This window comes from Streptococcus sp. S784/96/1, assembly GCF_902729355.1.
Classification (GTDB): domain Bacteria; phylum Bacillota; class Bacilli; order Lactobacillales; family Streptococcaceae; genus Streptococcus; species Streptococcus caledonicus.
Genome location: NZ_CACVCC010000005.1, coordinates 51,159 through 64,998 on the forward strand (window position 1 = coordinate 51,159; position 13,840 = coordinate 64,998).

Here is a 13,840-nt window from a genome sequence, read left to right on the forward strand (position 1 = left end):
CATGAAGAAAAAATTCGCTACAGGTCTTGTGACCTTAATGTCAATCACTGCTTTGGCAGCGTGTGCTGGTAAATCAAGCACGGATGATAAGCTTGTGACAATGAAGGGTGACTACATTACTGTTACAGACTTTTTTAACCAAATCAAATCAACCCAAGAAGCTCAACGATCAATGGTGACTCTCATTTTGGATAAAGTTTTGGAAGAACAGTATGGTAATAAAGTAACTAAAAAAGAAAGTGATGAGGCTTATAACAAAGAAGTTGAGGCTTATGGCTCATCATACCAACAAATCCTATTGATGAATGGGATGACTGAAGAAACTTACAAACAACAAATTCGCGTACAAATGTTATTGAACTATGCGATAGAGCAAGCTGCTAAAAAAGAGTTAACAGAAGAGTTATATCAAAAGCTCTACAATGACTATGTACCAGAGGTGACAGCAGAATTAATTCAATTGAACAATCAAGATGAAGCTAACGGTGTTTTAGCAGAAGTTAGAGCTGAGGGAGCCGACTTTGCCAAAATTGCTTCTGAAAAATCATTGGATAAAACGATTGAACACAAGTTTGATTCAGTAAGTACAGAAATTCCAGCTGAAGTTATTAAGGCTGCTGGTACTCTTGAAAAAGGTGCAATCTCTGAAGTAATTTCAGTGGAAAATGCTAATACTCTTAAGACAAGTTATTATATTGTTAAAGTAACGGCTAAAACTGAGAAAGATGCTGATTGGAAAACATATAAAGATCGCTTGAAAGAGACTTATTTGGCTGAAAAGAAAACTGATGTTACTTTCCAAAATAAAATTATTGCAGCCGCACTTGAAAAATCAAATGTCAAAATCAAAGATAATAACTTCTCTTCTGTTTTGTCACAATATGCGGCGACAAATGAAACCACAACTGTTTCTGAAACCACAACATCTAGTGAGCAAGAAACATCAGAAGCTACTACTCAAAAATAAGATTTAGAATGGATAAGGTAATATTTTTTCAGAAAGGTGGCGGTTGCTGTGAGTCACTAAAATGATCTTATCTTGCTACTAAGTCCCATAACCGAATACAAATGAGGATGACAAGGTCATTGAATGGAGGTGGTACCGCGGTAAAATCGCCCTCCGTTTGCTGACTTTGTTGTTTTCTTTTGGGAGGTCATTATGAAACATTTTGAAATCAAACAAAAAATGTGGTTACTAGGAGGAAAGTTCACCATCTCAGATGACTTGGGAATAACTGCCTATCAGGTTGAAGGAAGTTTTCTCCAAATCCCAAAAAACTTTACGATTACAGATATGCAAGGACGAGTGATTAGTCACATTGAAAAGCAAGTTTTTACATAGCTACCACGCTTTGATATTCAGTTGACAAGTGGTCAGTTTTTCACGCTACGAAAGGAATTTACCTTCTTCAAACCAAGGTATCAGATTGATAACTTGGAAATAACTGTTCAAGGTAATCTTTGGGATATGGATTTTGAATTGGTTCAAAATGGTCAATCCATTGCTCGTATCTCTCAAGAATGGTTCCGCATGACATCGACCTACCAGATTGAGGTTTACGATGATGACTATGCTGACCTTGTCATTTCACTAGTGATTGCCATTGATTACGTTAAGGAAATGGAAAATCGGCGGAACTAGGTTATTGCTAATCTTGAATGAAGCTTGTCCACTATTTTAGTGGCACCATTTTACTACATTCGATTGATTTCAATTTCAAACACTTTTAGAGATTGAACTCAGGCTACGGACGGTGTCAAAAAGACAAACACTTCCTAGACGTCAGCATCTTCGTCAGGTTTTCTATTTCTTCAAAATAAAAAAATTATGAAAGGAAAGTTCAGTTAGGGAAATTAACTGAACCCGAGCTAAAAGCGTCGGAAAAAAGATAGACCGCCTTGTGTGCAAGCACACGGCGTTGGTCTCCTATTTTTCTCTCGCTTTCTTAACGCTCTTGGTATCTTAATTATGAAACAATTATCTTCTGCTCAGATTCGTCAAATGTGGTTGGATTTCTGGAAGTCAAAGGGTCACTCTGTTGAGCCTTCGGCTAATCTTGTCCCAGTTAACGACCCAACGCTTCTTTGGATTAACTCCGGGGTTGCGACACTAAAAAAATATTTTGATGGGTCTGTGATTCCTGAGAATCCACGGATTACCAATGCGCAAAAATCAATCCGTACCAACGATATTGAAAATGTTGGTAAGACAGCACGTCACCACACCATGTTTGAAATGCTTGGAAACTTCTCTATCGGGGATTATTTTCGTGACGAAGCGATTGAATGGGGCTTTGAACTGTTGACGAGTGAGGAGTGGTTTGCTTTTCCAAAAGACAAGCTCTACATGACTTACTATCCATATGATAAGGATTCATACAACCGTTGGATTGCTTTGGGAGTTGAGCCAAGTCACTTGATTCCGCTCGAAGATAACTTCTGGGAAATCGGTGCTGGTCCTTCAGGTCCAGATACGGAGATTTTCTTTGACCGTGGTGAAGCTTTTGACCCCAAAAACATTGGTATTCGCTTGTTGGAAGAAGATATTGAAAACGATCGTTACATCGAAATCTGGAACATTGTCTTGTCACAATTTAACGCTGATCCAGCTGTTCCACGCTCAGAATACAAAGAATTGCCTAACAAAAACATTGATACGGGCGCAGGTCTAGAGCGTCTGGCTGCGATTTTCCAAGGGGCTAAGACAAACTTTGAAACAGACCTCTTTATGCCGATTATTCGTGAAGTGGAAAAATTGTCTGGTCAAACGTACGACCAAGATGGCGATAACATGAGCTTTAAAGTGATTGCTGACCACATTCGTGCGCTTAGCTTTGCCATTGGTGATGGCGCTCTTCCAGGAAATGAAGGCCGTGGTTATGTCCTTCGTCGTCTCCTTCGTCGTGCCGTTATGCACGGTCGTCGCTTGGGGATTACCGAGACTTTCCTTTACAAATTGGTTCAAATCGTTGGTCAGATCATGGAAAGCTACTACCCAGAAGTGCTTGAAAAACGTGAATTTATTGAGAAAATCGTTAAACGTGAAGAAGAGACTTTTGCCCGCACGATTGATGCTGGTTCAGGTCACCTTGAAGAGTTATTGACTGATTTGAAAGCAGCTGGCAAAGATACGCTTGAAGGAAAAGATATCTTTAAACTTTACGATACTTACGGATTCCCAGTTGAATTGACAGAAGAGTTGGCAGAAGATGCTGGCTACAAAATTGACCATGACGGGTTCAAAGCAGCCATGAAAGAGCAACAAGACCGTGCACGTGCGGCCGTGGTTAAAGGTGGCTCAATGGGTATGCAAAATGAAACCCTCGCAGGTATCACTGAGCCTTCAACATTTGTTTATGAATCAACAGAACTAGAGGCAGGCTTGTCTGTTATCATTGCAGATAACGAGCGTACTGAAGCTGTATCTGAAGGTCAAGCCCTCCTTGTCTTTGACCAAACACCATTCTACGCTGAAATGGGTGGTCAAGTTGCTGACCACGGTGTGGTGAAAAATGATCAAGGTGATACTGTTGCGCGTGTCGTAGATGTGCAAAAAGCGCCAAATGGTCAGCCATTACACACGGTAGAAGTTTTGGCAAGCCTTTCTGTTGGTACAAGCTACACGCTTTCTATTGACATTGCTCGTCGTAACAGTGTTGAGAAAAACCACACAGCGACTCACTTGCTTCATGCTGCGCTTCACCATATCATCGGTGAACACGCGACTCAGGCTGGTTCATTGAATGAAGAAAGCTTCCTTCGTTTTGACTTCACGCACTTTGAAGCGGTGACAGCTGAAGAATTACGTGCTATTGAAACACAGGTTAATGAAAAAATCTGGGAAGCTCTACCAGTTGTAACGACTGAGACAGATGTTGAGACAGCCAAAGAAATGGGAGCGATGGCGCTCTTTGGTGAGAAATACGGTAAAGTGGTTCGTGTGGTTCAAATCGGGGATTACTCTATCGAGCTTTGTGGTGGTACCCATCTTCGCAACACGTCTGAAATCGGACTCTTCAAGATTGTCAAAGAAGAAGGTATCGGTTCAGGGACTCGTCGTATTCTTGCGGTAACAGGTCAAGCAGCCTTTGAAGCTTTCCGTAATCGTGAAGATGCTTTGAAAGAGACTGCTCAAACTCTTAAAGTCCCACAAATGGATCAAGTCCCAACGAAAGTAACAGCCCTATCTGAGGAGCTCCGCCATTTACAAAAAGAAAATGCAGAGTTAAAAGAAAAAGCAGCTGCAGCTCAGGCTGGTGATGTCTTCAAAGATGTCAAAGAAGCTAACGGTGTTCGCTATATTGCAACACAAGTAGAAGTTGCTGACGCAGGTGCCCTTCGTACTTTTGCAGATAACTGGAAACAAAAAGATTACTCAGATGTTCTAGTCCTTGTAGCAAGCATTGGTGAGAAAGTAAATGTTCTAGTAGCAAGTAAGTCTAAAGATGTGCATGCAGGTAATGTGATTAAGGAACTTGCTCCGCTTGTAGCTGGTCGTGGTGGTGGTAAACCAGACATGGCTATGGCAGGTGGTTCTGATGCTTCTGGTATTCAAAATCTCTTGAATGCTGTATCAGAGAAATTGTAAGAAAATAGGAAGAGCAGGACTTATTGGTTCTGTTCTTTGCTATAAAAAGGAGAGATATGATTGGATTTGGAACGATAAGCAATGTTCTGCTAATTATTTTTGGTGGCTTTCTTGGTTTGTTTTTCAAGGCTCATCTGAAGGAATCTTTACAAAAAAGTTTAATGCAGGCTATGGGAGTAGCGGTTATTTTCCTATCAATAGCTGGAGTTTTAACTAAGATGGTGACGGTAGAACAGGAGCAATTAGTTGCTGGTCAATCTACGATGATGATTGTGACTCTAGCTTTAGGAACCATTATTGGTGAGCTTCTATCGTTAGATAGTTATATCGATCGCTTCGGTGATTATTTAAAATATAAGACAGGTAATGATGCTGATGGGGGATTTGTTGATGCCTTTGTAATGGCTACTTGTACGGTTTGCATAGGAGCTATGGCTATCGTTGGTAGTATTCAAGATGGAATTTCGGCAGACAGTTCAACCTTGATAGCTAAAGGTATGCTAGACATGATTATAATTGCCATAATGACGGTCTCTTTGGGAAAGGGAGCAATATTTTCAGCGCTGCCTGTTGCTATCTTTCAAGGAAGTGTTACTTTACTGGCTTTTTTGACAGGTGGTATGCTGGAGCAAACAGCCTTAGATTATCTTAGCTTAGTTGGAAATATGCTCATTTTTTGTGTCGGTGTTAATTTATTATTTGAGATGAAAATAAAGGTAGCGAACATGCTACCAGCCATAGTGTTAGCAACTTTTTGGGGAACATTTCTTGGTTAATAGGGGCTAAGAAATTGGAGTGAGTTTTAACCTTATCTATTTAAAATATGAAAACCAAGTTCAATTGAGCTTGGTTTTAAGAAAATCCTAAAAAATTCTTGACTCTTCCCTAAGTGGATAGTGTATAACTGAGATAGAAAGGAGTTCTTATGCAAATTAAAGAAGTAGAAAAGTTGACAGGATTGTCAAGTAAAACTATTCGTTTCTATGAAGAGAAGGGCTTGCTAGAAGTTTCAAGAAATGCGAATAATACCTATCGTGATTACTCTGAAGATAATGTTCAAACCTTGAAAAAAATTAAAATCTTTCGCTATTTTGGTTTTTCAGTAAGTAATATCGTAGAGCTTCTCATACAAGAGGAATCACAAGTTCAAGTCGCTTTGGAAAATCGTATTCAGGACCTCTATGCCGAGGAGGAAAACTTAGTAGAGCGACGTCAACTCTGCCAAAAGTTCTCAAAAGCTTATGGAGATTCTGATAAAATTGATGATTTCAATAAGATTATTGATTTCAAAGAAGCAGATGAATTTGAAGAATTAAGAGAAGTTCTAGTTGACAGCAGTGTCAACTCATTGTGGGAGAGCATCTTGTGGACACTAGTGAGTCTAGGACCTATTTTAACCCTGTTTCACCGTATCGCAACGAAAAATATGGAGCATCTAGCTTGGGTAGCAGCGTTCTCCTTGTTTACAACTGTTTGGATTGCATGGATATGGCAGAGCTATTTTAAAAATCGTCGGACGAAGAAAGTAGTTGTCAAACGTAAGAATAGAAAAGAATGGCTAGTGATTCCTTTAGGTCTACTTGGTCTGATTATGACACTTGCTGTATTTGCTGGTGCTTCCATACTGCTAACACAATTTCTTCCAGACAAATGGCTCTTTTATGAGTCCAATCATTTTTGGGGACTTGTCATGATTGGGGTAATAGTAACCAGCATTATCTATTGGCTACTTCAATTATTCAAAGTTTATGACCTATTTGACAACCGTTATTTGCGTTGGGGAACCGCTATTTCGTGTCTTTTGTCCATCTTTCTTTTCTTGGCGAATACGACAGTTGTTACGGAGCAGGACATTATCCTCTATTCCCCTCTAAACTTATCTGGAAAGCACTATCGTTACGATGATGTCAAAAAGATTGGAGTTTGGTACGGTGATTCGCATTGGCAATTATCTACTAATAATCGTTATGGTAATTTTTACTATGCCATTTGGTTGGACGGAAAGAGGGTGGTTTTGTCTCAGCCAAATGTAAATGATGACGTTAATAGATTTGTTGATACTTATCAGGAGCTGGAAGAATTTGATGAGCGTCTTGTGAAACTCGGGATTCCCAAAACGGCTTCAGCTAAACATGCGGATAAAAATGATTACGATGAACAGTACCAGAAGCGCTTTGAACGGATTATTAAGAATAAATAGGATGCTGGATTTTAGACGATACTACGATGCATTATATCAAAAAAACGCTTGACCGTCGGTCAGGCGTTTAAGTATTTTATGGCAAGAATTTTCCGGATGCAAGGTAGAGTTGGTACCATTCGTTGTGAGTAAGTTCGATATCACTTGCTGCGCAGGCTTCAATTAAATGTTGAGGATTCATTGTTCCTACGATAACCTGCATTTTAGCAGGGTGGCGTAAAATCCAAGCAAGAGCAATTGCGGCTTTCGTAACACCGTATTTATCACCGAGTTCTTGTAATTTATCATTGAGCTCTGGGAAGTCAGGGTTATCAATAAAGGTACCACCGAACATACCAATTTGTAGTGGCGACCAAGCTTGAATGGTAATGTCGTTGAGACGACAGTAATCTAATGTGCCATTATCACGATCAATGGACATGTCAGTTGTTTTGTTATTAACATAGAGTGATTGATCAATGAGTTGAGATTGTTCAATGGATAGTTGTAATTGATTAAAAACAAGTGGTTGTTTCACATGTTTTTTCAAGAGTTCCATTTGAAGCGTTGGGACATTGCTGACACCAAAATGACGAACTTTTCCAGAAGTATAAAGCTCATCAAAAGCTTCAGCGACTTGTTCTGGCTCAAAAATCAAGTCAGGACGGTGCAAGAGAAGGCCATCTAGGTAATCTGTTTGCAAGCGTTCTAAAATGCGGTCAACGTTTGATAAAATATTTTCCTTAGTCCAGTCAAATTCATTACGGTCAAACTGTAAACCAACCTTAGATTGCAAAATAATATCTTCGCGTTTGATACCAGTTAGTTGGAAGGCATCGCCAAAACGACGCTCTGCTTCCCCATCATCACCGTAGCAAGTGGCATGGTCGAAAAAGTTGACACCGTTTTCCACAGCAGTTGTAATCATTTTTGCAGCATCTTCGACAGATAAAGCAGGCATGCGCATACAGCCTAGGACAATATTAGAAACATTTTGAGGTCCCTCTTTGACATTAAGAGTTTTCATGAGAATTTCTCCTTTCTTGAATACGCTATCATTTTAACATCTTAGAGCAGGACTAAGTCAAGAGAATACTTAGAGGTCAACCGAGTTTTTACTAAGTATCTTTGAGCGGCTCAATGGATCCAATCTGAATAATTAGAGTAAGAAGTTTTTAATCTCTCTCAAGAGAAAACTTGTCAACTTTTTGTTATAATTTTCCTTATGGAAAAATTATTTAAAGACATTTATAAAGAGCACGCTGAGATGCCTTATATAGCACCTCAATACGAAGAAGAATTGTATAAAAAGCCGATTGCTAAGCGCCAAATGGAGAGAACTGTCGAAGGATTCTTACCAGGGCATATCATTCTCTTATGGAGAATTTCCTTTGGAACATTTTTAACGACTTCATTTCGCCATAAATATTTCTACACGACCTATGGGATTGATGCTGATAAGGAATTGGATATGCTTACCGAAGCCGGGTATGTCCGCATTGAGACTGCTTTTGAATCTCTAGGCCATTTACCTGCCGGTGATCTCAAAGAGTTTTTAAAAGCTAAAGGAGTAGCGGGACTCTCTAAATTTAAGCGTAGCGATTTAGATGAAAAAATGGCAGAGCAATACACAGAAGATGAATTATCTAGCTTATTTGAAGTAAGAGGCTATGCTTTGACTGAAAAAGGCAAAGCATTACTTGAAGCACATCCAGAAATTGTGGATAAACACCCCAGAAAAAATTCTAAGCTTTAATTTTCAAAGTATTCATGGTATAATAGAAGTAATAATGTCAAGGAGTCAACAATGGAAATCATTCGCGAAAAAGAATTTGTCAATCAATTTCACTACGATGCCCGCAATTTGGAGTGGGAAAAAGAAAATGGTACTCCAAAAACAAAAGCTGAAGTCAATTTTCAATTGGTAAAACGTGACACAGAAATTAACGAAACAGTTTTAATTGCTCGTTTACACTATATGATTGTTAAAGAAGAATTTGTTATTTCAGGTATCATTTCACAAGGAAATCGTATTCAAAACCGTATTGTACAAGAGCCGAGTGAACTTTCTCAAGAAGAGGTACAATATTTAGCAGCCCCACTATTGGATATGCTTAAACGTTTGACTTATGAAGTCACAGAAATCGCATTGGATAGACCGGGTATCAATTTGGAGTTTTAAAATGAAATTAGCTGTAGTTACAGATTCGTCAGTCTTTTTTTCTGATGCGTTTAAAAGACCTGATAATCTTTTTGTTTTAGATATTCCTGTCACTATTGACGGGGAATCATTTGTAGAAGGTGTCAACCTAACTGCTTCAGAGTTCTATGAAAAAATGGCGGTTGCTGACAGTTTACCAATGACCAGTCAACCTTCAGTTGCTCAATTAGACGAATTATTATTTAAACTTGCTGGTGAAAATTACACACACGTTATAGGATTGTTTCTATCTAGTGGAATTTCTGGTTTTTGGGCTAATATTCAGTACCTTATGGAAGAACACTCAGGTTTGACAATTGCTTTTCCAGATACCCAGATTACTTCTGCACCACTGGGAATGATGGTGATGAACGCGCTTAATTGGGCGGAAGCTGGATTGAGTTTTGAAACCATTATGGACCGTTTGCACCAACAAATCGAGAAGACGTCTGCTTATATCATGGTGGATGATTTGAATCATTTGGTCAAGGGCGGGCGTTTATCAAACAGCTCAGCGATTCTCGGTAACCTTCTGTCTATTAAACCTATTCTCTATTTTGATGAAACAGGGAAAATCGTTGTTTACGAAAAGGTTAGGACAGAAAAGAAGGCAGTTAAGCGTTTGATTGATATCCTATCGAAACTATCAGAAGATGGAAATTACGACGTTATCATTATTCATGGTAATGCTGCTGAAAAGGCAGAAGCGTTGTATGAACAACTAACGTTGGATGGATTAACCAATCTTTCTGTTGCCACATTTGGTTCTGTGATTGGAACGCATTTGGGAGAGGGAGCGATTGCTCTAGGTGTTACTTTGCGCTTTGACTAAAGTAATAGAAGAGTAAACAAATTTTTACGAAAAGGAGTTTCTTATGACAATTAAGGTTGTTATTGCTGGTTTTAAGGGTAAAATGGGGTCAACAGCTGTTGATATGGTGAAAAGTGATGACCAGCTTGAACTAGCAGGCCTTCTTGATCCTTTTGCGACAGAGAAAGAAATTGATGGGGTTCCTGTTTTCACTGCGAAAGAAGCTTTAGTTGGCTTTGAAGCAGACGTTTGGGTTGATTTTACCATGCCAAAGGTAGCTTATGGGAACACTCGTTTTGCCCTTGAAAATGGCTTTGCTCCTGTTGTTGGGACTACTGGTTTTACCGCTGATCAAATTGCAGAGCTCAAAGCCTTATCTTCTGAAAAACAGCTAGGTGGGTTAATTGCGCCTAATTTTGCGATAGGAGCTATTCTTCTCATGGAATTTGCGACTAAGGCCAGCAAATATTTTCCAGACCTTGAAATCATTGAACTTCATCATGATAAGAAAAAAGATGCACCTTCTGGAACAGCTATAAAAACGGCTGAACTCATTCGTGAGGCTCGTGCTTTTAAGAAGCAAGGGGCAGAAGATGAAGAAGAGTTAATTACAGGTGCTAGAGGAGCTGAGTTTAATGGTTTCCGCATTCACAGTGTGAGATTGCCAGGACTTGTTGCTCACCAAGAAGTTATTTTTGGAGCACAAGGTGAAGGATTGACGCTTCGCCATGATTCTTATGATCGTAGTTCTTTCATGAGTGGTGTTAATCTAGGGATTAAAGAAGTTGTTAAGCGCAAAGAATTGGTTTACGGATTGGAAAACTTATTGTCATGAAATTAGAAACAATGCCTTCTGACTTTCAGAAGGCTTTACCCTTATTAACTAAAATTAAAGAAGCGGGATTTGAAGCCTATTTTGTGGGTGGGAGTGTACGTGATGTCTTACTAGGTCGTGACATTCATGATGTTGATATAGCTACCTCATCGTATCCTGAAGAAACGAAGCGGATTTTTGAGCGTACAGTTGATATTGGAATTGAACATGGAACCGTTTTAGTACTTGAAAATGGTGGTGAGTATGAAATAACAACTTTTCGTACTGAAGATGTCTATGTTGATTACCGCCGTCCTTCAAGTGTTTCTTTTGTTCGGTCTTTAGAGGAAGACCTAAAACGTCGTGATTTTACAGTCAATGCGTTTGCTTTGGATGAAACAGGTGAAGTCATTGACCTTTTTGATGGTTTAACAGACCTTGATAACAAGTTGTTAAGAGCTGTTGGTCAGGCGGAAGAGCGTTTTAATGAGGATGCCTTGCGGATTATGCGAGGGTTACGTTTTGCAGCGACTCTTGATTTTGATATTGAAGAAGTGACATTTGAAGCAATGAAGGATCATGCTCCCTTGTTAGAAAAAATTTCAGTGGAACGTTCCTTTATTGAGTTTGATAAGCTATTGATGGCTCCCTTTTGGAGGAAAGGAATTAAAGCTCTACAAGCTACAGAGGCTTATAACTACCTTCCTGATTTAGTAGGTACTATTGAAAAATGGCAGAGCTTTTTAGACTCTATTGCTGAAGACTTTCGATTTACTAATTCAGAACAGGCCTGGGCAGCTCTGCTATTGGCCTTAAAAATTAAGAACCCCAAAGCTTTTTTAAAAACATGGAAAACTTCTGTCAATTTCCAAAAAGATGTCGAGAGAATTGTGACTATTTTTAACTATCGTCTTGAAAAGGAATTGACTAAGGAAGAAATCTATGCTTTTGGGAGAGAAGCTATTTTACTTACTGAGGAACTTCGTCAGGCACAAGGAATGCCTGTTGATTTTGAATTGATTGAGCACTTGGATAAGGAATTGGTTATCCATGATAAACATGAAATCGTCGTCAATGGTGGAATACTTATTAAAGAATTAGGGTTAAAGCCTGGTCCAGAAATGGGGCGATTTTTGAACGCTGTGGAAAAAGCAATTGTTTGTGGAGATTTAGCTAATGAAAAAGATGATATTTTTTCATTTATTAAAGGATTAACAAAAGGGGCGTGAGCTCCTTTTATCAACGAGGAGAAGAAGTCATCCCGGCTAATACTCGTCGCAATTAACATCTAACGGTATTAGAATGCTTGTTGAGCTTGGTTCTATCTGAGTTTTTGATAGAGCGTAATAAAATGACATTAAAAAGATAGGAATGGCAATATGTCTGATTTTATTGTAGAAAAATTAACGAAATCTGTCGGTGCTAAAACCGTTTTTAAAGAGATTTCTTTCATCCTTCATGACTTAGATCGTGTTGGGATTATTGGCGTCAATGGAACTGGAAAGACTACTTTGTTAGATGTGATTTCAGACCGTATTGGCTATGATGGTGATGTGTCACCTTTTATCAAGGCAAATGATTATAAAATTTCTTATTTGACCCAAGAACCTGACTTTGATGATAGCAAAACGGTTCTAGAGACGGTTTTATCATCGGATCTGCGTGAAATGGCGCTGATTCGTGAATATGAACAGTTGATGTTGGCTTATTCGGAGGAAAATCAAGCGCGTATAGAAAAGGTTATGGCAGAAATGGATAGCCTAGATGCTTGGACGATTGAAAGTGAAGTTAAGACTGTTCTGTCAAAATTAGGGCTCACCGACTTGACCGCTAAAGTAGGGGACCTTTCTGGTGGATTGCGACGCCGTGTGCAATTAGCGCAGGTGCTTCTAGGTAATGCGGATTTATTATTATTGGACGAACCGACTAACCATCTAGATATTGACACCATTGCTTGGTTGACTAATTTTTTGAAAAATAGTAAGAAGACTGTTCTCTTTATCACCCATGACCGTTATTTCTTGGATAATGTGGCGACGCGAATCTTTGAATTGGCTGATAGTCATTTGACGGAATATCAGGGCAATTACCAAGACTATGTCCGTCTGAGGGCAGAGCAAGATGAACGAGATGCGGCTTCTATTCACAAGAAAAAGCAACTCTATAAACAAGAATTAGAGTGGATGAGACGTCAACCACAGGCGCGTGCGACTAAACAACAGGCTCGCATCAATCGTTTTCATGACTTGAAAAAAGAAGTGCATCAAGGAACGACTGCTGAAGATTTGGAAATTACTTTTGAAACGAGTCGTATTGGGAAAAAAGTGGTTAACTTTGAAAATGTGAGTTTCTCATATCCGAATAAACCGATTTTAACTGACTTTAACCTCATCATCCAAAACCGTGACCGTATTGGGATTGTTGGTGATAATGGGGTTGGGAAATCGACGCTTCTTAATTTGATTAACGGTGATTTGCAGCCAACCTCTGGAAAATTAGACATCGGTGAAACGATTCGCGTTGGCTATTTTTCTCAGAATCTCAAGGATATGGATGAGAGTAAACGTGTTATTTCTTATCTGCAAGAAGTTGCAGATGAAGTTAAGACTACGGTTGGTACAACTAGCGTTTCGGAATTGTTAGAGCAGTTTTTGTTCCCACGATCAACGCATGGGACACAGATTGCTAAGCTGTCTGGTGGTGAGAAAAAACGTCTTTATTTGCTGAAAATCTTGATTGAAAAACCAAATGTTCTTCTTTTGGATGAGCCGACAAATGACCTTGACATTGCTACCTTAACAGTTTTAGAAGGTTTTTTGGCTGGTTTTGCAGGTCCTGTTATCACCGTTAGCCATGACCGTTATTTCTTAGATAAGGTGGCCAATAAGATTTTGGTCTTTGAAGATGGTTCTATTAGAGAATTTTTTGGAAATTACACAGATTATCTTGACGAGAAGGCTTTTGAACATGATAGCTCTGCCATTTCTCAAAAGAAAGAAGCGGTAAAAGAAGAGAAACCAAAAGATGAGAAGAAGAGGATGTCCTACTTTGAGAAGCAGGAGTGGGCTGGCATTGAAACAGAGATTGAGCATTTAGAAAATCGTATCGCTGAGATATCAGAGGAGATGCAGACCTGTGGCAGTGATTTTACAAGGCTTAGTGATTTGCAAAAGGAACTGGATGAGAAGAATGATCAACTGCTTGAAAAATATGAGCGGTATGAGTATTTAAGCGACTTGGAGGGATAG

11 protein-coding genes and 1 pseudogene are annotated in these 13,840 nt (G+C 39.2%); 11 read left to right on the forward strand and 1 reads right to left on the reverse strand.

Annotation, left to right across the window (positions count from 1 at the left end; translation table 11 throughout):
* Window position 1 precedes the first annotated feature (1 nt).
* The 5 genes and pseudogenes from GZ996_RS02740 (at window position 2) to GZ996_RS02760 (ending at window position 6,788) form a co-directional block, all read left to right on the forward strand.
* Entirely contained in the window at window positions 2–967 is a 966-nt protein-coding gene (locus GZ996_RS02740) for a peptidyl-prolyl cis-trans isomerase (RefSeq protein ID WP_156806091.1), read from the forward strand.
* A gap of 192 nt (window positions 968–1,159) precedes the next feature.
* A pseudogene (locus tag GZ996_RS02745) lies at window positions 1,160–1,642 on the forward strand (LURP-one-related/scramblase family protein).
* A gap of 327 nt (window positions 1,643–1,969) precedes the next feature.
* Window positions 1,970–4,588 (forward strand): alanine--tRNA ligase, encoded by a 2,619-nt coding sequence (gene alaS / locus GZ996_RS02750; protein ID WP_161980502.1) that lies wholly within the window; start codon window positions 1,970–1,972, stop codon window positions 4,586–4,588.
* A 56-nt stretch (window positions 4,589–4,644) separates the two neighbouring features.
* Window positions 4,645–5,364 (forward strand): DUF554 domain-containing protein, encoded by a 720-nt coding sequence (locus GZ996_RS02755; protein WP_161980503.1) that lies wholly within the window; start codon window positions 4,645–4,647, stop codon window positions 5,362–5,364.
* A gap of 149 nt (window positions 5,365–5,513) precedes the next feature.
* A complete protein-coding gene (locus GZ996_RS02760) occupies window positions 5,514–6,788 on the forward strand; it encodes a MerR family transcriptional regulator (protein WP_162011281.1) in 1,275 nt (424 codons plus the stop codon).
* 76 nt (window positions 6,789–6,864) lie between these two features.
* Here GZ996_RS02760 and GZ996_RS02765 read toward each other — a convergent pair whose 3' ends face one another.
* On the reverse strand, window positions 6,865–7,794 hold the full coding sequence (locus GZ996_RS02765; protein WP_162011282.1) for an aldo/keto reductase: 930 nt from the start codon (window positions 7,792–7,794) through the stop codon (window positions 6,865–6,867).
* A 198-nt stretch (window positions 7,795–7,992) separates the two neighbouring features.
* On the opposite strand from GZ996_RS02765, the gene GZ996_RS02770 reads away from it, so the two are divergent.
* The 6 genes from GZ996_RS02770 to GZ996_RS02795 all read left to right on the forward strand — a co-directional run bounded on the left by GZ996_RS02770 (window position 7,993) and on the right by GZ996_RS02795 (window position 13,840).
* The gene (locus GZ996_RS02770) at window positions 7,993–8,523 is read left to right on the forward strand and encodes a hypothetical protein (RefSeq protein ID WP_162011283.1); all 531 of its coding nucleotides are present in this window, start codon (window positions 7,993–7,995) and stop codon (window positions 8,521–8,523) included.
* 51 nt (window positions 8,524–8,574) lie between these two features.
* Entirely contained in the window at window positions 8,575–8,949 is a 375-nt protein-coding gene (locus GZ996_RS02775) for a DUF1149 family protein (RefSeq protein ID WP_161978649.1), read from the forward strand.
* A gap of 1 nt (window position 8,950) precedes the next feature.
* On the forward strand, window positions 8,951–9,799 hold the full coding sequence (locus GZ996_RS02780; RefSeq protein WP_161980506.1) for a DegV family protein: 849 nt from the start codon (window positions 8,951–8,953) through the stop codon (window positions 9,797–9,799).
* Between the two features lie 43 nt (window positions 9,800–9,842).
* Window positions 9,843–10,613, forward strand: a complete 771-nt coding sequence (gene dapB, locus GZ996_RS02785) for a 4-hydroxy-tetrahydrodipicolinate reductase (RefSeq protein WP_162011284.1) — start codon at window positions 9,843–9,845, stop codon at window positions 10,611–10,613.
* Window positions 10,610–11,821: a CCA tRNA nucleotidyltransferase gene (locus tag GZ996_RS02790; RefSeq protein ID WP_162011285.1), complete on the forward strand. Its 1,212-nt coding sequence runs from the start codon at window positions 10,610–10,612 to the stop codon at window positions 11,819–11,821. Before dapB ends, GZ996_RS02790 begins: the two co-directional genes overlap by 4 nt.
* Before the next feature lie 150 nt (window positions 11,822–11,971).
* A complete protein-coding gene (locus tag GZ996_RS02795; RefSeq protein ID WP_162011286.1) occupies window positions 11,972–13,840 on the forward strand; it encodes an ABC-F family ATP-binding cassette domain-containing protein in 1,869 nt (622 codons plus the stop codon).